Genomic DNA, 18,419 nt, shown 5'->3' with positions numbered 1-18,419 from the left:
GCCTCACCCTCCCCCGGGACCGGGCGGCGGGCCTCGACATCACCACCGCACGCAAGGAGCCATCATGGAACGCAGACCGAACAAGCTGATCCCCGCCGACCTCCCGACCGTGCCGGGCCTCGACGCGCTCGACGCCGCGACGATTACGGTCGGGGTCGTGCCGGACGACGTCGAGGCGCTCGGCATCGGAGTGCACTCCGACGGCGACGTGCCGGCGGAGCTCGGCTTCGACAGAGCGGCGCTCGAGGAGGCCGGCTTCACCGGTGCGGCGGGGTCGTCTCTCCTTCTGCCTCAGGCGGGCGCGGCCGACCTCGTCGCCGTGGGTCTCGGAGCACGGGGCGAGACGACGGCGAATGCGCTGCGGGATGCCGCCGCGACGTTCGTGCGCGCGGCATCCCGCCGTTCGCGACTGGGCCTTCGCATCGACGACCTCGGTGACGTCGACGCGGACACCGCTGTTCGGATGCTGGCGGAGGGATCCCTGCTCGCCCGCTACCGGTACACCGTGCTGCGCGGCTCCTCGCCGCACGTCCCGCTCGCCTCGCTCGTGATCGATGTGCCAGGGGATGCGGATGCCGCCATCGCCGAAGCACGCACGGGAGCGCGGGCGGCCGTGGTCGCGCGCGACCTCGCCAACACCCCGCCGGGGCACCTCACCGCCGTGAACCTCGGAGAGATCGCGACGGAGCTCGGAGAGCGATTCGGGTTCGAGGTGGAGCTGTTCGACAAGCAGGCGCTCATCGACCTCGGCTGCGGTGGCCTGCTCGGCGTCAACCAGGGCTCCGTGGAGGAGCCGCGGATGGTGAAGCTGAGCTACACCCCGTCGGGTGAGGCGACCGGCCACCTCGGGCTGGTCGGCAAGGGCATCATGTACGACTCCGGAGGCATCAGCCTCAAGCCCAGCGACCCCATGCACCTGCTCATGAAGATGGACATGGGAGGGGCCGCAGCGGTGCTCGGGGCCTTCACCGGCCTCCGCGACGCGGGCGTGACCGCTCAGGTCACCGGGTGGCTGATGTGCACCGACAACATGCCCTCCGGCACCTCGTACAAGCTCGGCGACGTGCTGACCGCCCGAGGGGGGACGACCGTGGAGGTCAAGAACACTGACGCGGAAGGACGACTGGTGATGATGGACGCCCTCGTGCTCGCGAACGAGGACGGCGTGGACGCCATCATCGACATCGCGACGCTCACCGGCGCCGCGCTGGTGTCGCTCGGCCCCGCGACCGCGCCGGTGCTCGGCAACGACCAGGAGACGATCGACCTCGTCCGCGCGGCATCCGCCGCGGTGGACGAATCCGTGTGGCAGCTGCCGCTGGAGCGCAAGTACCGGCCCCAGCTCGACTCGGAGATCGCGGACATCGCCAACCTCGGCGGGCCGTTCGCCGGGGCGACGACCGCGGCGCTCTTCCTCGCGCACTTCGTGGGGGAGACCCCGTGGGCGCACCTCGACATCGCCGGCACGATGCAGACCGAGAAGGACGACTCCTGGCGGACCGCGGGGGCGACGGGCTTCGGCGCGCGCATCCTGCTGGAGTCCGCGCGCGCGTTCCGGGCGGGGGAGTGACCACCATGACCACGTCGAACTACGTCGGACCGCTGAGCTTCGCGGTCTTCGCTGTGCCGGCCGACGCGGAGCTCGTCTCCGTCATCGCCGAGCTGCAGAGCCTGCAGTTCTCGCACGCCGTCGAGGTGCTCGATCTCGAGCTGGTGGAGCGCTCCGACGACGGGACGGTTCGCCGGCTGACCTTCGCAGACGAGACCGCGGCCGCCGCGGAGACCGATCTGCTCGATGACGACGACCTCTCGGAGATCGGACGCGAACTGCGAGCGGGCGAGCGGGCGCTCGTGGTCGTCTACGAGGACCGCAGCCTCGCGACGGTCGCCGACCGCATCACGGCGCTCGGCGGGCGCGAGGCATGGGCGGGCGGCATCGACGCCGCCGATCTGGACGAGGGAGTCGCATCATGAGCCTGCTCCGCACGGCCGCACGCGCGGCGGTCGCCACCCGGGTGGTCGGCAACGTCCAGCGTCGGCAGCACCAGCAGTGGGCGGCCCAGGACGCCGCCGTGGCCGCGCAGCAGGCGCAGGCGGCGGATGACGCGGCTGCTCGCCTCGCGGCCACCGCCGCTCCTGCACCCGCGGCGCCCGCGCCCGCCGCTCCTGCGCCGGCCGCTGCGCCGGACATGACCCAGGTGATCGCACAGCTCCAGCAGCTCAGCCAGCTGCGGGACGCCGGTGTGCTCACCGACGCGGAGTTCGAGGCTCAGAAGCAGCGGCTCCTCGGCGCCTGAGCCCGCCCCATGATCCCGGATGCCGCACCTGCGGCATCCGTCACGAACGCCGCAGACGCGGCAAGGAGTACAACAGCATGCATTTCTGGTCCTCGATCGTCGACATCCTCTGGTGGTCTCTCACGGTCTTCGTCTTCGTCGCCTATCTGATGGCGTTGTTCTCGATCATCAGCGACCTGTTCCGCGATCGCGCGCTCAACGGCTTCGCGAAGGCGGTCTGGCTGCTCTTCCTGGTGTTCCTGCCCTTCCTCACCGCGCTGGTGTACCTCATCGCGCGCGGCAAGGGCATGGGCGAGCGCGCCGCGCAGCAGTCCGCCGCCGCGCAGTCCGCTGCCGAGGACTACGTCCGCTCGGTTGCGGGGACGGCCGCGACGCCCACCGACGAGATCGAGCGGGCCAAGCGCCTGTTCGACGCCGGTGCGATCAGCGAGACCGAGTTCGCCTCGTTGAAGCAGTCCGCGCTGCGTCGCGCCTCGGCGTGATGCGGTGCAGCGGCTGATCGGGCAGACGATGCACGATCACGACGAGGCCTCGGTCGGCGGCGCCCCCTTCTCCGGAAGGGGGATGCCGCCGGCCGGCGCCTCGTGGGCCGGCCGGCTGGCCACCTCCGCCGAGGGGATCTACGGGCTGATCATCGTCGCCGGCATGATCGTCGTCAGCCGCAACCTCACCGCGAGTTCCGGAGACGCCCTGATCTCCGTCGTGACCACCCTGCTGGTGTTCTTCGCGGCGCACGTATACTCCTCGGCGGTCTCCTGGATGGCCAGGGGGTCCGAGCGCCGGTCGCTCGGCGAGGCGCTCGCGCACGGGGTCGGGGAGTCGTCCGGAATGATCGTCGTCGGGGCGGTTCCCGTCGTCATCCTGCTGCTCGGTGTGATCGGCGTCCTCCGCGACGCCGACGCGGTGTGGCTCGCCCTCGGCGCCGACGTGATGCTGCTCGGGCTGCTGGGCTGGTTCATCGCCGCCTCCCGCAGCGACAGCCTGTGGGTGCGCCTCGGGAGCATGCTCGTCACCGCCGCGTTCGGCGGGGTGCTCATCGCGCTGAAGGCGCTCGTCCATCATTGATGCCATGAAGGATTCGGACTCGCCCCGCCGTCGCTGGTGGCACGTCGACCCGGGCGGAGCGCTCGGCGGCCTGCTGCTGGCGGTGCTGTCGGCGACCCCGTCGCTGCTCCCTCGTGCGGCGCTGTTCCAGGGGCTCATCACGGCGGTCGCCTTCGCTGTGGGCTATGGCGTCGGCGCGGCGGCGCGGCTCGGCATCCGACGCCTCGTGCCGATGCGCAGCCGACCGATCCTCTGGGTCGCGTACGGGGCGCTCTGGCTCGTCGCGGTCGGAGCGCTGTCCGTGCTCGCCGTCGCCTGGCAGAACGAGGTGCGCAGGGCCGTGGAGATGCCTCCGCTGGACGCCCTGGACCTCGCCGGGTTCCTGCTCGGGTTCCTCCCGGTCGTCGTCATCCTGATCGCGGTCGGAAAGCTCAACCGTCGCGTCTTCCGTGCTCTCCAGCGTATGTCGGGAACACCGGTGGCACTGCTCGGCACCCTCACCGCGCTGATCGCGGGCATCGCCGCGACCGTGCTCGTCGTCATGTTCGGCGTTGATGCTGTGTACAAGGGACTCAACGGAGCTCCGGATGCCGAGGCCGTCGAACCGTCGAGCGAGTTCCGCTCCACCGGGGCCGGTTCAGCGATCCGCTGGGAGGATCTGGGGCGGCACGGCAGCGCCTTCATCGGCGGTGGACCAACGGCGTCGGAGATCTCGGCGCTCACCGGAGCGGAGGCGAAGGACCCCATCCGCGTCTATGCGGGGCTGGAGTCCGCGGAGACCCCGGAGGCGAGGGCGCAGCTCGTCGTCGACGAATTGGAGCGCACGGGCGCGTTCGATCGCTCGGTGCTCGTCGTCGCGACGACCACCGGGTCGGGCTGGCTGGAGGCGCAGACCGTCGACGCGATCGAGTACCTGCACGCCGGTGACACCGCGATCGCCGCGATGCAGTACGCCTACACCCCGAGCTGGGTATCGTTCCTGTTCGATCCGGACGCTCCCGTCGAGTCGGCGCGGGCGCTGTTCGACGCGGTCGAGGAGCGGTGGTCCCGGCTCCCCGCCGATGACCGCCCCGAGCTGATCGTGTACGGTCTGAGCCTGGGCGCTCACGGCGGACAGGCGGTGTTCGACGGCCTCGGCGATCTGCGGTCTCGTGCGGACGGGGCGATGTTCGTCGGCAGCCCCAACGGATCGGCGCTGTGGCGCACACTGCAGGGGGCGCGCGATCCGGGGAGCCCGGTGTGGCAGCCGGTGCTCGCAGACGGACGCGAGGTGCGGTGGATCTCCCGCGCGGGGGACGAGAGCCTGCTGCCAGGGCCCTGGTCGGAGCCGCGCGTGCTGTACCTGCAGCACGCGACCGACCCGGTGACCTGGCTCGCTCCCGAGCTGATCTGGACTCCGCCCGAGTGGCTGGATCCGTCGCAGCGAGCGGATGACGTCAGCCCGGAGATGCGGTGGATACCGGTCGTGACCGCCGTGCAGGTCGGCATCGACATGCTCGGCGGCGAGGCCGTGCCCGCACGGCACGGGCACAACTTCGGCGATGTCGTCACGACGGGCTGGCGTGAGGTCGCCGGCGACGCGGGGCTCGACCAGGCGGCCGTGGACCGCATCCAGGAGGAGATCGAGGGCTACGCGCCCATCCAGCCCTACCTGGAGTGAGTCAGCCGCCGAGCGGGATGATCTCGGCGTGCTCCCCGCCCTCGTCGTACCAGACGAACTCGGCCTCGGTTATGGTCTCGGTCGGCGGGAGCTCGAATGCGCGACGCGCCGCGCGCTCCAGAACCTCCCACTCCGCAGCGCCGAGGGAGCGTGCGTAGACGAGGGAGAGGTGGAACGTCCAGTCGTCGACGCTCAGCTCATCGAGCCGCCGGTAGTCGGTCGGCTCGAGCCTGTCCGTGAGACGGGAGTACGCCTGGACCAGGGACGCAGACCGCGCCGCGCGGAGGATGACGACCTGCCAGGGAGACGGGAACGCGTCAACGGCATCCGCCGTCACCTCGATCGGAGGCTGTTCAGCAGCCCACTCGCGGACCAGCCCCGCGACCTCTTCTCGGCGCCCCGCCTCGAAGAATCCGCGCAGCGTCACATGTCCGGTGTGCGGATGCCGCAGGTCTCGTGCGGGCCCGTCGAGCAGCGCGCGCTGCGTGCTCTCGTACTCGTGCGCGACGGCCGCGGAAGGCCGCAGCACGAGGTACTGCTGGCCCTGCAGCGAGGCGAGCTGATCCGGGGTGTCCATGAACGGTCGGCGCATGCGTCGAGGGTACGTGGTTCGTCCGCCGTTGTGCGTCCCCTCTCCTCGCGACGGCGGATCAGGATGGATCGAAAACGCCTCCGCGGCCTGCGCAGCGGAGGCGTTTTCGATCCATCCTGGGGATGGGGGATGGGGGATGGATGCTCAGGCGGTCGCGAGCACCGTCTTCGCAGAGGTCGTCCGGCGGAGGGCGATCGCGAGGGTCGTGACGATCAGGGACAGCACGCCCCAGACGACGAGCCCCGCTGCGGCCCCGCCGTTCGCGGCGATGAGACCCGTGAACGCGGGCGCCGTGGGCAGGGAGGCCCCGATCGCCGAGAGCCACCCGGGGACGGTCGAGATGAGCCCGGTCGCGACGGCCAGCACACCGACCAGAGCGCCGATCCAGCGGCCGATCCCGCCGAAAACCGCGACGAGCGCCTGGTTCACCGCGGCGAACACGACGCCGGCGAGCACAGCCGTGCCGGCGAACGCCCACCAGGTCGCCGCGTCATAGCTCGCCACGATCTGCACGATGAGAGCCACGAGCACGCCCTGGCCGGCGCCGATCAGGGCGGCCGGTGCGAAGGAGCGCAGAGCGAGACCGGCCGAGGAGCGACGGGACGTGAGGGTGCGCGCCGTGTGCGCCCGCATCACGATGAACGAGGCGAGTCCGCCGAACCACAGCACGACGGCGGCGAGCAGCGGGATCGCGGTCGGGCCGAAGATCGTGTCCATCTTCGAGTTCGAGGTGACCGGGTCGGCCATCACGGTCGCCAGTGACTTGGACTCGCCGTCGGTGAACGACGGCAGGGAGTCGGAGGCCTTGCGCAGTCCACCGGCGAGATCACCGGTGCCCGTCGCCAGGGTGTCGAGTCCGGTGGCGAGCTCGGTCGCTCCGCTGGACAGCTGCGTGGCGCCGTCCGACAGCTGCGTCGCCCCGTCGGCGAGCTGGCGGGCGCCGCTCGCGGACTTGTCGATGCCGTCGGTGGCGAGCTGGTTGAGACCAGCGGAGATGGATGAGGCGGCGGTGCCGGCATCGCGCATCTGTGCGGAGAGGGTCGCGGTCGCCTCCGTGTTGAAGGCCTTGAGTCCTGCCGCGGTGCCGGTCGCGGCTCCTGCTGCCAGAATCGCCGGACCCTTCTCCGGGTCGACGAGGCCGGCCGCCGTCGCCGATGCGTTCTTGAGTTTCGCGCAGAAGTCGGGCGTCGCGACCGTGTCGCATTCACCGACCAGTTTCGTGAGCTCCGTCGACAGACCGGACACTCCGGCTGCGACGCCGCTGGTCAGCTGCTGCACGGCAGCCGCGCCGTCCGACAGCTTCGCGGGGACGAGGCCCGTCTGCTGCAATCCGGACGCCCCGCCGAGCAGCCCAGACCCGAGCTGTCCCGCGCCGGCGGCGATCTGACGGGTGCTGCCGGCGATCGTGCCGAGGCCGTTCGCGAGATCGGAGGCGCCGGATCCGAGGCCGGACGCGCCGGTGGCGAGCTTCGCGGCGCCGTCCGGGATCGCGGCCGCGCCGGTCGCGGCATCCCGTGCTCCGGAGGCGAGTCGCAGCGCGCCGTCCGCCGCGTCGCCGATCTGGTCGCCGAGGGTGGTGAAGCCGACGAGCACGTTGCTCATGGTCGCCTCGCTGAGCATCGAACCCATCGTCGACGTCGCGACCGAGGCGATCTGGCTGGTGATGAGATCGTCGGCGACGAGGCCGTCTGGCGGAGTGGTGACGGTGATGGTCGCCTTCTCGGCCTTGTCGGAGGCGGCGCCGCCTCCGTCGGAGATCGCCTGGCCCGCGGAGGTCGCGGCGGCGGAGAAGTCCTCGGGGATCGTGATGACGGCCTGGTAGGTGCCGTCGGCGAGCCCGTCGGCGGCGTCGTCCTTGTTGGAGATGACCCAGGTGAGGTTGGAGTCGAGGTCGTCCGAGCCCTCGACGAGCCCCGCAGAGAGCTGTCGGCCCAGCGGGGTCAGCTGCCCGTCGATCGTGACCGGGTCGTCGAGGTTCACGATCGCGGCGGTCATGGAGTCCAGCCGCTCGGTCGGGTTCTGCAGCGCCGCGACGAGGATGCCCCCGACGGCTGCGGGGAGCAGCAGGATGCCGAGGATCGTCAGCCACGTGATGGGCTTGCGGGAGCGTGCGCGCTCGATGGGGAGGGTCATGCGGTCACCTCGGTGGATTCTGCGGAGTCTTCGGCGTCGAGGCCGGCGGCATCCGTTGCGTCTGCGGCGGAGTCGGGGTGGGCGGCGGGCGCGTCGGCGAGGCGAGGAGCGGGTGCGCTCACATCGACGAGGTCCGTGGTCTCGCGCCCGGCGGACGCGAGGATGTCGAGCGCCGCGGCGGGGGCAGCGGCGGTGAGGAGCACGGCCGTGGCGGCATCCGCGTCGCGCAGTCGCGCGGCGAGCTGATCGCGCGCCGCCTGCGGAAGCAGGTCGACGCCGTCGATCACGACGAGTGCGGGGCGGCCGCGCAGGGCTTCGGAGAGATCGGATGCCGTGGCTCCGGCATCCGTCGCGATCACCGTTCCGACGTGCGCCCTGACCCATGCCGCGCGTCCGGGGAGGAGGTGGCCGGCGACCCGCAGTCGACCGTCGTCGGGGGTGACGCGGCCGGCGATCGCGAGGGCGAGCGCGCGAAGCGCACCGGGGGCGGCTCCGGTGAGGACCGCCGATCCGCCTGGTGCGACACGCAGGTGCAGTCCGTCGATGCCGGTGTCGGCGAGAACGAGGCCGTCGGCGGCGACGACCGAGTCGTCTCCGGGCCAGGAGGAGAGGTGCCGTTCGCGTTCAACGGCCTCGCCCTCGATGTCGACACTGGGGAGGATCCGCTCCAGCCACGCGGGGATCTGCCAGGCGCGCTCGCCGAGGATCGCCATGAGCGCCGGGATCAGCGTCATCCGCACGAGGAAGGCGTCGATCGCGATGCCCGCGGCGAGCCCCAGCGCGATCGGCTTGAGCGAGGAGTCGCCCTCGGGGACGAACGCGACGAAGACCGCGAACATGATGAGTCCTGCGGCGGTGACGACCTTCGCCGAGCCCGTGAAGCCAGTGCGCACGGCTCGGAGCGCCGCGGCCCGGCGCGCCGCGCGGTCGGGGCTCTTCGAGTCCTTGTCGTGCACGAAGTCCTCGCGCATGCGGGAGACGAGGAACACCTGATAGTCCATCGCGAGTCCGAACAGCACGCCCATCAGGATGATCGGCATGAAGCTGATGATCGGGCCGACCTTCGCGACGTGCAGGAGGTCGGCGAACCAGCCCCACTCGAAGACGGCGCCGACGATGCCGAACGCGGCGACGATCGAGAGCAGGTAGCCGAGGGCGGCGGTGACGGGGACCCAGATCGAGCGGAACACGATGGTCAGCAGGATCAGCGAGAGGCCGATCACGAAGATGCCGAACGGCAGCAGCGCGTTGCCGAGCTGGTCGGAGATGTCGATCCCGACGGCGGTGAAGCCCGTGACCTTCAGATCGATGCCGAACTCCTTCAGCCACTCGTCGTGGTGGGAGCGGAGCTCGCGCACGAGATCGGCTGTCGCGGGGGCGTCGGGCGCCGTCTCGGGGATGATCTGCACGATGCCGGTGTCGGCGGTCTCGTTGGGGGTCGAGAGGGCGACCTCCTTCACGCCGTCGACCTTCGCGACGGCGTCTCCGAGATCCTCCATGAGGCCCAGCGGATCGGTCGACGTGACGATCGTGCCGGTGAGGATCAGCGGACCGTTGAAGCCGGCGCCGAACTCCTCGCCGACGAGGTCGTAGGTCTGCCGCGCCTCGGAGTCCTTCGGCAGCACGCCCGCGTTCGGGAGCGCGAGGTTCAGGCTCAGCGCGGGCACCGCGACGATGCCGAGGCCGATCACGACCGCGAGCGACACGAGGATCGGGCGCTTCGTGACGCCGGAGACCCAGCGCTGGCTGAACGAGCGACGGGCCTCGGGGGCGGAGGCGCCCTTGCGCACCTTGCGCTCGCGGCGCGGCCAGCCGGTGACCCGTCCCTTCACGAAGCCGAGGACGGCCGGGGTGAGGGTCACGGCGATCGCCACGGCCACGGCGACCGCGACGGATGCCGCGATGCCCATGGTCGTGAGGAAGGGGATGCCGGCGAATCCGAGGCCGATCAGCGCAATCAGCACGGTGACTCCGGCGAACACGACCGCAGACCCCGCAGTGCCCACGGCGCGCGACGCGGACTCCTCGGGGTCGACGCCCTCGCGCACCTGATCCTGGTGTCTCGCCATGATGAACAGGGCATAGTCGATGCCGACGGCGAGCCCGAGCATGAGCGCCAGGAGCGGCGTGGTCGAGGAGACGGTCGCGAAGGCCGTGGCGGCGAAGATGCCGGCCATGGAGATGCCGACGCCGAGGATCGCGGTGAGCAGCGGGAGTCCCGCGACGACGAAGGAGCGGAACGTGACGATGAGAACGAGCAGAGCGATCAGCAGGCCGACGGCCTCGGTGAGGGTGACGCCCGGGATGGACATCGCGAAGAGGTCTCCGCCGAGGGAGGTCTGAGAGCCGTCGGGGAGCGCTGTGGAGAGCTCGTCGACGGTGCGGGTGAGAGCATCCTTCGTCTCGGCGGAGACGTCGGTCGCCTGCCCTTCGAACTGCAGGCGCACGATCGCGGCGGTCTTGTCGTCGTTGATCATGCCCTTGACCATCTCGTCGTAGGGCGAGGTGACGGCGAGGACGCCCTTCATCGTCGACAGCTCGTCGACGGCGTGCTCCACGTCCGTCCGGTAGGCGTCATCCGTGATGTGGTCGCCGTCGGCCGCGACGACGATGAACTGCGCGTTGGTGCCGCTCACCTGGGGGAACGAGCGGGACAGCTGCTCGAGGCCGGCCTGTGATTCGGTCCCGGGGATCGAGAAGGTGTTGTCGGTGCCCTGCCCCAGAGCCAGCGCACCGGCGCCGGCGATGCCGAGCACGATGAGCCAGGAGACGAGCACGCGCCAGGGGTGCCGGAACGACCAGCGCCCGAGCGAGGACAGGAGAGTGGACACGACGTTCCTCCGAGGATCCCAGTTGGATACACAGGTGTATCCAATACATACATGTATCGTAAAGGTGTCGGCCCGCGAAAGTCTGTGTGCCGGGTGTGAGAATGAGGGGGCAGGAGGATTCGATGACGACATCCACGACGCGCAGTCGCGAGAACACGCGAGCCAGGCTGCTCGATGCGGCAGCCCAGGTGTTCGCCGAGGTGGGCCTCGACGGCGCATCGGTCGAGGCCGTGTGCGATCGCGCAGGCTTCACCCGCGGAGCCTTCTACTCCAACTTCGAGTCCAAGGACGAGCTCTTTCTCACGCTCGCCGCCAGTGTCGGTGAGGTGCGCGTGAGGGCGGTCCGCGCCCGCGTCGAGGAGATGACGGCCGACGGCGCGCTCGCCGACGGGTGCGATCCCGTCGAGCTCGTGCAGGACGTCATGGACTCGGGTGGCGACGACCGTCTCGGCGTGATGCTCATGAGCGAGATCCGCATCCGAGCACTTCGGGACGAGGCCTTCGGTGCCGCCTATCTCGCCCAGGAGCGCGAGATGGTCGCCAGCATCGCGCAGATCATCACCGACATCGTCGCCGCCGGCCTCCTGCGGCTGCGCGTGCCCGCCGAGGCCGCCGCGCGCATGCTCATGATCGTGTGGGAGGGAATGACCGTCCGCGGCGCGATGGACGGGCAGGATGCCGCGCAGCTGCGCCGCTCCGGCGGCGTCGAGCTCGGGCGCCTGGTGCAGCTCCTCATCGAGGAGTGAGGCGCGCGCCGTGCGCGCCCCTTCTCGCTGCTCACGGAGTGCCGCGGACAGCGCATCAGCTGGGGGTCTTGTTTTAGAGAGTGCACTCTCATAATCTGGTTAGGTGACCCTAACCCCATCTCCGGATCGCCCGCCGTCCCGACGCGGTCCCGGCAGGCCCGTCGCGGTCGACGCCGACGCGATCGCCCGCGCCGTGCTCGACATCGGCTTCCTCGAGCTGACGTTCGCCGCCGTCGCCGCACGGCTCGGAGTCGGACAGGCGACGCTGTACCGCCATGCCCGCACGAGGGACGAGCTGGTGCGCCTCGGTCTCGACCTCGCTCTGCGGAGAGGGGAGTGGCCTGGACTCGACGGTGACTGGCATCCCCTGCTGGAACGCTGGGCGATCGCCTCCTGGCGCATCTGGGAGCAGCATCCGGGAGCCGCGGCCGAGGTCGCCAGGGGCGTCATCCCGGCGTCGATCGTCACCATCGCAGACAGTGTGGCCGCTGCGCTGGTCGAGCGCGGATTCTCGCCGAACGCCGCCGTGCTCGCGGTCGATCTCGTGTTCGACCTCGCCGCGGACAGCCGTCGAGGCGTTGAGGCCTTCGATGCTCCGCTGCCAGGACAGGCGGGCGGGATGCGCGCGATGGTGGAGCGCCAGTGGAGGGCGCCGCACAGCGGAGAGGCGACCGACGACGTGCGATCCGCGATGATCCGCGCCATCACCGCCGATCCGTTCGAGTGGTTCCACGGCAAGCTCTGCGTCGTCCTCGCCGGCATCCGACACGAACTCGCCGGTCGACAGTGACCGCCGTCCACCCGAACCCGTCTGAGAGGACCTGCCCATGACCGGCGCCGACACCGCCTCGATCCCCACCGCCCCCGCTGCCCCACGTCCGCAGGTGCCCCTGCTGCTGGCCGCGGTCTTCCTCGCCTATCTCGCGCAGATGACCCTCAATCCGATCATCGCGCCGCTGTCGAGGGAGGTCGGTCTCGCCGAGTGGCAGATCGGCGCCACCATCAGCGTCGCCGCCGTCATGATCGTCCTCACCAGCCAGTTCTGGGGTCGCCGTTCGCAGTCGTGGGGACGCAAGCCCGTGCTCGTCCTCGCGCTCGCGCTCGCCGTCGCGACCATGGTGCTCTTCGCGCTCACGGCGTGGGCCGGCATGACGGGTCTCCTCAGCGGCACCGTGCTCTTCCTGCTCTTCGTCCTCTTCCGCGGCATCGGATTCGGATCGGCTCTGGCGGCCGTTCCGCCCACCGCGCAGGCGTACATCGCCGATGTCACGGAGGACGAGAAGGCGAGGGTCAAGGGGATGGCGGGCGTCGGAGCTGTCCAGGGGATCGCCATGATCGCGGGCTCCGTCGTCGGGGGAGTGCTCTCGGCGTTCGGGCTGCTCACCCCGCTGGCGGTCGTCCCGCTCCTGCTGGTCGTGGCGCTCCTGGTCGTCGCCTTCCGTCTGCGGAGGGAGACCAGGACGGAGCTGATCGCGGAGCCCGTCCGCGTGCGCCCGTCTGACCCGAGAGTCTGGCCGTTCCTCGTCGCCGGCTTCGGGATGTTCACGGCGCTGGGGTTCATCCAGGTCATCACGGGGTTCATCGTTCAGGACCGCCTCGGCCTGGCGTCGGCGCAGACCGGCGTCGTGACGGGGGCTGCGCTCCTGGCGGCAGGAATCGGCATGGTCGTCGCGCAGACCGTTATCGTGCCGCGCAGCGGATGGATGCCGCCGACGCTGCTGCGCGTCGGCGGGGGCACGGCCCTGCTCGGGTTCATGCTGCTCACCGTGGACCTCGGAGCGTGGTCGCTGTTCACCGCGATCTTCCTCATCGGGCTCGGCCTCGGCACCGCGATGCCCGGGTACACGGCCGGACCCACGCTGCTCGTCCGGCGCGACGAGCAGGGCGGCCTCGCCGGACTCATCGGCGCGACCACGGGGTTGACCTTCGTCGTCGCTCCGCTGCTCGGTACGGCGCTCTACGGCGTGGAGCCCGTGCTCCCCATCGCCATCGGCGCCGTCATCATGGCCTTCGTCACGGTGTTCGTGTGGGTGCACCCGCGTTTCCGGGAGCCCGTCGAGCGGCCCGTCTCCTCGTAGCGGCAGACCCCGCAGGGGCCGGACTCAGGATGCGGCGCGCGCTGCCCGCTTCTCCTGCTGGAACACGCGGATCGCCTCGTAGCGCTCGGCGGAGCGGGCCTGGCGCTTCGCCGCCTCCTCCGCACGGTTCTTCGGCGGCGCCGGGGTGACGAGCTCGTCGAGCAGGCGACGCGTCGACTCGGCGATCTCGGCGACGGCGCGGTCGAACACCTCCTGATTCGCTCGCGAGGGCTTCGTCGTGCCCGCGATCTTGCGCACGAACTGGAGCGCGGCGTCGTGGCACTCCTCATCGGTGGCGGCCGGTTCGAGGTTGTTCAGAGGGACGATGTTGCGGCACATGCAGCCAGGCTAGGACGCATCTCCGACGCCGCCAAGCACCTCGTGGCAGCGGCCGAGGCGGGCCAGCCACCAGTCGCGGCGCTCGTCGGAGGCCGCGAGCCGCGTGAGCGCCGCGGCATCCGGGGTGACCTTGCCCACCGGGATCGAGCCGTCGACCGGACGGAGATCGGCGACGTCGTCGAGGAACAGCGACGTCGTTCCGAGTCCGCAGTCGTAGTCGAGCCGCGGCAGCGCGGCGGCGAGGGCGGCGCCCTGGGAGAGCCCGATCGCGGTGTCGAGGGCGCTCGACACGACGACGGGGAGTCCGGCGGCGGTGACGATCTGGAGCGCGTGCGTGACGCCGCCGAGCGGCTGCGCCTTCACGACGAGGAGGTCGGCCGCCTTCGCGCGGGCGACGGCGAGCGGGTCGGACGACTTGCGCACGCTCTCGTCGGCGGCGACCGGGATGCCCATGTACTTCACCCGTCGGCGCAGCTCGGCGAGCTCGTCGACCGTCGCGCACGGCTGCTCGACGTACTCCAGGTCGAACTCGTTGAGAGCGTGCACAGCATGCTCGGCCTCGTCGACGTTCCACAGACCGTTCGCATCGACGCGGATGCGGCCCTCCGGACCCATGACGCCGCGCACGGCGCGCACGCGGGCCACGTCGTCGGCGAGCGTCTGACCGGGCTCGGCGACCTTGACCTTGGCGGTGCGGCATCCGGGGAACCGGGCGAGCACCTCGGCCACCTTCGACGCGCCGATCGCGGGGACGGTCGCGTTGACCGGGATGCGGTCGCGCAGCGGCTCCGGCTGGGCGTTCCAGGCGAAGTCGATCGCCGCGGCGAGCCAGGTCGAGGCCTCGGCATCCGCGTACTCCACGAAGGGGGAGAACTCCGCCCAGCCCTCGGGGCCCTCGAAGAGCAGGGCCTCTCTCGTGTCGACGCCGCGGAAGCGCGTGTGCATCGGGAGGGAGACGACCCGTGCCGAGTCGATCAGGTCTGCGAGCGGCGGGAGCGTCATAGGGTCCATCTTGCTCCGTCGCGGGCCGAAACACGGCGGGAACTCGCCCCTAGGCTGGGAGCATGTCGCACCCCCGTCACGCCCTCGACATCGAGGCCTTCGACCGCCCGGCCCGCTCGCAGGCGCTGCTGGATGCCGTGCACTCGCGCGTGGTCATCGCCGACGGCGCGATGGGCACCATGCTGCAGCAGCACGATCTGTCGATCGAGACCGACTTCGAGGGGCTCGAGGGGTGCAACGAGATCCTCAACGTCACCCGCCCCGACGTGATCGGCGGAATCCACGACGCGTACTTCGCGACGGGCATCGACGCGGTCGAGACCAACACGTTCGGGGCGAACTGGTCGAACCTGTCGGACTACGGCATCGACGACCGCATCCATGAGCTCGCCGAGCGCGGCGCGCGCATCGCCCGCGAGCGCGCGGAGGCCGCCGAGGCCGTGGACGGTCGCGTGCGCTGGGTGCTGGGGTCGATGGGACCCGGCACCAAGCTGCCGACCCTCGGCCACACCACGTACGACCATCTCAAGCAGACGTTCGCGCTGCAGGCCGAGGGACTGATCGACGGAGGCGCCGACGCGTTCCTCATCGAGACCAGCCAGGACCTGCTGCAGACGAAGGCCGCGGTGAACGGATGCCGACAGGCGATCGTGGCGCGCGGCATCCGTCTGCCGATCTTCGTCGAGGTGACCGTCGAGACCACCGGCACCATGCTGATGGGCTCGGAGATCGGCGCCGCGCTGACGGCGCTGGAGCCGCTCGGGGTCGACGCGATCGGCCTGAACTGCGCCACCGGCCCCGCCGAGATGAGCGAGCACCTCCGTCACCTGTCGAAGCACTCCACGGTGCCGATCGCGTGCATGCCCAACGCGGGGCTGCCCGTGCTCGGCGCGAACGGCGCGCACTACCCGCTGACCCCCGCGGAGCTGGCGACGGCGCACGAGCAGTTCGTGCGCGAGTTCGGTCTGGGGCTGGTGGGCGGATGCTGCGGCACCACTCCCGAGCACCTCGCCGCCGTGGTCGAGCGGCTGGAGCCGTACCGCGCCCGCCCGCTGACCCCTCGCACGCCCGAGGTCGAGTCGGGCGTCGCGTCGCTCTACCAGCACGTGTCGTTCGATCAGGACGCCTCGTACCTCGCGATCGGCGAGCGCACCAACGCGAACGGCTCGAAGGCGTTCCGCGAGGCGATGCTGGAGGAGCGCTGGGACGACTGCGTCGAGATCGCCCGCAACCAGATCCGCGTCGGTGCGCACCTGCTCGACGTGTGCGTGGACTACGTGGGGCGTGACGGCGTCGCCGACATCCGCGAGGTCGTCTCGCGCTTCGCCTCGCAGTCGACGCTGCCGCTCGTGATCGACTCGACCGAGCCGCCCGTGATCCAGGCGGGACTGGAGCTCATCGGAGGACGCCCTGTCGTCAACTCCGTGAACTACGAGGACGGCGACGGCGCCGACAGCCGGTTCGGCCGCATCATGCCGCTCGTGAAGGAGCACGGCACCGCGGTCGTCGCGCTCACGATCGACGAACAGGGGCAGGCACGCACGACCGAGGGCAAGGTCGCGATCGCCTCGCGCCTGATCGACTCGCTGGTGGGCGAGTGGGGCATGCGCGTGGAGGACATCATCGTCGACGCGCTGACGTTCCCGATCGCCACCGGCCAGGAGGAGACCCGGCGCGACGGCATCGAGACGATCGAGGCCATCCGGCAGATCACGCAGAAGTACCCCGGCATCCACACCACCCTCGGCGTCTCGAACGTGTCGTTCGGGCTCAACCCCGCCGCGCGCATGGTGCTCAACTCGGTGTTCCTGCACGAGGCGTCGGAGGCGGGCCTGTCGAGCGGCATCATCGACGCCGCCAAGATCGTGCCGCTGGCCTCCCTGCCCGAGGAGCAGCGCAAGGTCGCGCTCGACCTGGTGTGGGACCGCCGCGAGTACGACGCCGACGGGAACGTCACCTACGACCCGCTGTCGACCATGCTCGACCTGTTCGCCGGAGTCGACACTGCGGCCCTGCGCGACCAGCGCGCCGCCGAGCTCGCGGCACTCCCCGTCGGCGAGCGGCTGGAGCGGCGCATCATCGACGGCGAGGGCAAGGGGCTCGAAGCCGACCTCGACCTCGCACGCGCCGAGGGCAAGACCGCGCTCGGCATCATCAACGACCACCTGCTCGAGGGCATGAAGATCGTGGGTGAGCGGTTCGGCGCGGGTGAGATGCAGCTGCCGTTCGTGCTGCAGTCGGCCGAGGTCATGAAGACCGCGGTCGCACTGCTCGAACCGCACATGGAGAAGTCGGATGCCTCGGGCAAGGGCACCATGGTGATCGCGACCGTGCGCGGAGACGTGCACGACATCGGCAAGAACCTCGTCGACATCATCCTCACGAACAACGGCTACCGGGTCATCAACCTCGGCATCAAGCAGCCGATCGCCGACATCATCGCGGCGGCCGAGGAGCACGACGCCGACGTGATCGGCATGTCGGGCCTGCTCGTGAAGTCGACCGTCGTGATGAAGGAGAACCTGCTGGAGCTGCAGGCCCGCGGGCTCGCGAAGAAGTGGCCCGTGATCCTCGGAGGCGCCGCCCTCACTCGCGCGTACGTCGAGGACGATCTGGCGGGCATGTTCGACGGCGAGGTGCGCTACGCCAAGGACGCGTTCGAGGGGCTCGCGCTCATGGAGCCGCTCGTGCGGGTCGCGCGCGGCGAGGACCCCTCCGAAGTCGGGCTGCCGGCGCTGAAGAAGCGCATCCACGCGCGCGGCGCCCAGCTCACTCTGACGGAGCCCGAGGCGATGCCCGGCCGGTCGGATGTGGCATCCGACAACGAGGTCCCTGCGCCGCCGTTCTGGGGCACCCGCATCGTGCGCGGCATCGCGCTCGCCGACTACGCGGCCTTCCTCGACGAGCGCGCCACCTTCATGGGGCAGTGGGGTCTCAAGCCCGGCCGCGGCGAAGACGGAGCGTCCTACGAGCAGCTCGTCGAGTCCGAGGGGCGCCCGCGCCTGCGGTACTGGCTCGACCGCATCCTCGGCGAGGGCATGCTCGACGCTTCCGTCGCCTACGGCTACTTCCCTGTGGCGTCGGAGGGGGATGACGTCGTCGTGCTGCACCACGGCGACGACCCGACCGGCATCCTGGGCGTGCCCGGACTGCTCGCACCCGACGGAGGTTCCGGCGGACCCGTCGGGACGGATCGGCTGCGGTTCACGTTCCCGCGGCAGCGCCGTGATCGACACCTGGACCTAGCCGACTTCGTGCGTTCGCGCGAGTCGGGACAGGTCGATGTGCTCCCCGTGCAGCTCGTCACCGCGGGCGCTGCGATCGACAAGGTCACCGCGAAGCTGTTCGCCGAGGACCGGTACCGCGACTACTACGAGCTCAACGGCCTCGTGATGCAGCTCACGGAGGCGCTCGCCGAGTTCTGGCACGCGCGCATCCGCTCCGAGCTCGGCTTCTCCGCCGAAGACCCGACCGACACCGCCGGCCTCTTCAAGCTCGAATACCGCGGTGCCCGCTTCTCGCTGGGCTATCCCGCGTGCCCCGACATGGAGGATCGCCGCAAGGTCGTCGAGCTGCTGCGCCCCGAGCGCATGGGCGTCGAGCTCAGCGACGAGCTGCAGCTGCATCCGGAGCAGTCGACGGATGCCTTCGTGTTCCACCACCCCGAGGCGAAGTACTTCTCGGTCTGAGCAGGCTG

The 18,419-nt window shown here is 70.6% G+C and carries 15 protein-coding genes; 10 read left to right on the top strand and 5 right to left on the bottom strand.

Going from position 1 to position 18,419, the window contains the following annotated elements; all coding sequences use genetic code 11:
- The first annotated feature begins 64 nt into the window (after window positions 1-64).
- The 6 genes from ACFVRO_RS00135 (at window position 65) to ACFVRO_RS00110 (ending at window position 5,001) form a co-directional block, all read left to right on the top strand.
- On the top strand, window positions 65-1,570 hold the full coding sequence (locus ACFVRO_RS00135; RefSeq protein ID WP_386947932.1) for a leucyl aminopeptidase family protein: 1,506 nt from the start codon (window positions 65-67) through the stop codon (window positions 1,568-1,570).
- 5 nt (window positions 1,571-1,575) lie between these two features.
- On the top strand, window positions 1,576-1,974 hold the full coding sequence (locus ACFVRO_RS00130; RefSeq protein WP_386947929.1) for a hypothetical protein: 399 nt from the start codon (window positions 1,576-1,578) through the stop codon (window positions 1,972-1,974).
- On the top strand, window positions 1,971-2,297 hold the full coding sequence (locus ACFVRO_RS00125; protein ID WP_386947927.1) for an SHOCT domain-containing protein: 327 nt from the start codon (window positions 1,971-1,973) through the stop codon (window positions 2,295-2,297). The genes ACFVRO_RS00130 and ACFVRO_RS00125 overlap by 4 nt, the downstream gene beginning before the upstream one ends.
- Before the next feature lie 77 nt (window positions 2,298-2,374).
- On the top strand, window positions 2,375-2,779 hold the full coding sequence (locus tag ACFVRO_RS00120) for an SHOCT domain-containing protein (RefSeq protein ID WP_386947924.1): 405 nt from the start codon (window positions 2,375-2,377) through the stop codon (window positions 2,777-2,779).
- Window positions 2,780-2,783: 4 nt separating this feature from the next.
- A complete protein-coding gene (locus tag ACFVRO_RS00115) occupies window positions 2,784-3,362 on the top strand; it encodes a hypothetical protein (protein WP_386947921.1) in 579 nt (192 codons plus the stop codon).
- Between the two features lie 4 nt (window positions 3,363-3,366).
- A complete protein-coding gene (locus ACFVRO_RS00110) occupies window positions 3,367-5,001 on the top strand; it encodes an alpha/beta hydrolase (RefSeq protein WP_386947919.1) in 1,635 nt (544 codons plus the stop codon).
- A gap of 1 nt (window position 5,002) precedes the next feature.
- Here ACFVRO_RS00110 and ACFVRO_RS00105 read toward each other — a convergent pair whose 3' ends face one another.
- The 3 genes from ACFVRO_RS00105 to ACFVRO_RS00095 form a co-directional block, all read right to left on the bottom strand.
- Window positions 5,003-5,593 carry a 2'-5' RNA ligase family protein gene (locus ACFVRO_RS00105; RefSeq protein WP_386947916.1) on the bottom strand — a complete coding sequence of 197 codons (591 nt, stop codon included), beginning with the start codon at window positions 5,591-5,593 and terminating at the stop codon, window positions 5,003-5,005.
- A 144-nt stretch (window positions 5,594-5,737) separates the two neighbouring features.
- Entirely contained in the window at window positions 5,738-7,726 is a 1,989-nt protein-coding gene (locus tag ACFVRO_RS00100; RefSeq protein ID WP_386947913.1) for a YhgE/Pip domain-containing protein, read from the bottom strand.
- The gene (locus ACFVRO_RS00095) at window positions 7,723-10,557 is read right to left on the bottom strand and encodes an MMPL family transporter (RefSeq protein WP_386947910.1); all 2,835 of its coding nucleotides are present in this window, start codon (window positions 10,555-10,557) and stop codon (window positions 7,723-7,725) included. The genes ACFVRO_RS00100 and ACFVRO_RS00095 overlap by 4 nt, the downstream gene beginning before the upstream one ends.
- A gap of 122 nt (window positions 10,558-10,679) precedes the next feature.
- Here ACFVRO_RS00095 and ACFVRO_RS00090 point away from each other — a divergent pair, with 122 nt between their 5' ends.
- The 3 genes from ACFVRO_RS00090 to ACFVRO_RS00080 all read left to right on the top strand — a co-directional run bounded on the left by ACFVRO_RS00090 (window position 10,680) and on the right by ACFVRO_RS00080 (window position 13,381).
- Window positions 10,680-11,303 (top strand): TetR/AcrR family transcriptional regulator, encoded by a 624-nt coding sequence (locus tag ACFVRO_RS00090; RefSeq protein WP_386947907.1) that lies wholly within the window; start codon window positions 10,680-10,682, stop codon window positions 11,301-11,303.
- 103 nt (window positions 11,304-11,406) lie between these two features.
- Window positions 11,407-12,093: a TetR family transcriptional regulator gene (locus ACFVRO_RS00085; RefSeq protein ID WP_386947905.1), complete on the top strand. Its 687-nt coding sequence runs from the start codon at window positions 11,407-11,409 to the stop codon at window positions 12,091-12,093.
- A gap of 37 nt (window positions 12,094-12,130) precedes the next feature.
- Window positions 12,131-13,381, top strand: a complete 1,251-nt coding sequence (locus ACFVRO_RS00080; RefSeq protein ID WP_386947902.1) for an MFS transporter — start codon at window positions 12,131-12,133, stop codon at window positions 13,379-13,381.
- A gap of 24 nt (window positions 13,382-13,405) precedes the next feature.
- Here ACFVRO_RS00080 and ACFVRO_RS00075 read toward each other — a convergent pair whose 3' ends face one another.
- On the bottom strand, window positions 13,406-13,720 hold the full coding sequence (locus ACFVRO_RS00075) for a DUF2277 domain-containing protein (protein ID WP_105676022.1): 315 nt from the start codon (window positions 13,718-13,720) through the stop codon (window positions 13,406-13,408).
- A 9-nt stretch (window positions 13,721-13,729) separates the two neighbouring features.
- Window positions 13,730-14,722: an o-succinylbenzoate synthase gene (locus ACFVRO_RS00070; RefSeq protein ID WP_386947899.1), complete on the bottom strand. Its 993-nt coding sequence runs from the start codon at window positions 14,720-14,722 to the stop codon at window positions 13,730-13,732.
- Window positions 14,723-14,784: 62 nt separating this feature from the next.
- Here ACFVRO_RS00070 and metH point away from each other — a divergent pair, with 62 nt between their 5' ends.
- A complete protein-coding gene (gene metH / locus ACFVRO_RS00065; RefSeq protein WP_386947896.1) occupies window positions 14,785-18,411 on the top strand; it encodes a methionine synthase in 3,627 nt (1,208 codons plus the stop codon).
- Window positions 18,412-18,419: the final 8 nt, after the last annotated feature.

It is taken from the genome of Microbacterium sp. NPDC057944, from assembly GCF_042887445.1.
In the GTDB taxonomy this organism is placed as follows: domain Bacteria; phylum Actinomycetota; class Actinomycetes; order Actinomycetales; family Microbacteriaceae; genus Microbacterium; species Microbacterium natoriense.
The sequence above is the reverse complement of the archived record's forward strand: the minus strand, read 5'-3'. Positions and strand labels throughout refer to the sequence as shown.

Excerpts from the sequence above, each read along its gene's own strand:
- ACFVRO_RS00075 (WP_105676022.1), bottom strand. The coding sequence starts at position 13,720 with ATGTGCCGCAACATCGTCCCTCTGAACAACCTCGAACCGGCCGCCACC.
- ACFVRO_RS00135 (WP_386947932.1), top strand. The coding sequence starts at position 65 with ATGGAACGCAGACCGAACAAGCTGATCCCCGCCGACCTCCCGACCGTG.
- ACFVRO_RS00120 (WP_386947924.1), top strand. The coding sequence starts at position 2,375 with ATGCATTTCTGGTCCTCGATCGTCGACATCCTCTGGTGGTCTCTCACG.
- ACFVRO_RS00130 (WP_386947929.1), top strand. The coding sequence starts at position 1,576 with ATGACCACGTCGAACTACGTCGGACCGCTGAGCTTCGCGGTCTTCGCT.
- ACFVRO_RS00080 (WP_386947902.1), top strand. The coding sequence starts at position 12,131 with ATGACCGGCGCCGACACCGCCTCGATCCCCACCGCCCCCGCTGCCCCA.
- ACFVRO_RS00105 (WP_386947916.1), bottom strand. The coding sequence starts at position 5,593 with ATGCGCCGACCGTTCATGGACACCCCGGATCAGCTCGCCTCGCTGCAG.
- ACFVRO_RS00125 (WP_386947927.1), top strand. The coding sequence starts at position 1,971 with ATGAGCCTGCTCCGCACGGCCGCACGCGCGGCGGTCGCCACCCGGGTG.
- ACFVRO_RS00070 (WP_386947899.1), bottom strand. The coding sequence starts at position 14,722 with ATGACGCTCCCGCCGCTCGCAGACCTGATCGACTCGGCACGGGTCGTC.
- ACFVRO_RS00110 (WP_386947919.1), top strand. The coding sequence starts at position 3,367 with ATGAAGGATTCGGACTCGCCCCGCCGTCGCTGGTGGCACGTCGACCCG.
- metH (WP_386947896.1), top strand. The coding sequence starts at position 14,785 with ATGTCGCACCCCCGTCACGCCCTCGACATCGAGGCCTTCGACCGCCCG.
- ACFVRO_RS00090 (WP_386947907.1), top strand. The coding sequence starts at position 10,680 with ATGACGACATCCACGACGCGCAGTCGCGAGAACACGCGAGCCAGGCTG.
- ACFVRO_RS00100 (WP_386947913.1), bottom strand. The coding sequence starts at position 7,726 with ATGACCCTCCCCATCGAGCGCGCACGCTCCCGCAAGCCCATCACGTGG.